Origin of the sequence: Halomonas sp. ND22Bw (assembly GCF_003011945.1) — a bacterium.
Classification (GTDB): Bacteria; Pseudomonadota; Gammaproteobacteria; order Pseudomonadales; family Halomonadaceae; genus Halomonas; species Halomonas halophila.
In genome coordinates this window covers 1-255 of sequence record NZ_PXWD01001292.1, presented here as the reverse complement: position 1 = coordinate 255, position 255 = coordinate 1, and the positions used below count along the sequence as shown (strand labels likewise).

Here is a 255-nt window from a genome sequence, read left to right as displayed (position 1 = left end):
CCGGCGGCCAGCAGCTGCTCGTAGAGCGTTTCGGCGGCGAGCTTGACCTCGGCGCTGCGGTCCATGCCGATGGGGCACAGCACGACGGTGAACGGCGCCAGCGCGTCGGGCCAGATGATGCCGCGCTCGTCGTGGTTCTGTTCGATGGCCGCGGCCGGCAGGCGCGTGATGCCGATGCCGTAGCAGCCCATCTCGAGGAACTGCGGCTTGCCGCCTTCGTCGAGGAAGGTGGCGTTCATGCTCTTGCTGTACTTG

At 67.8% G+C, this 255-nt stretch carries 1 pseudogene; it reads right to left on the bottom strand.

Features of this window, described 5'->3' with window-relative positions:
- Positions 1-255, bottom strand: a pseudogene (locus tag CVH10_RS22350) (proline--tRNA ligase); the annotation flags it as partial.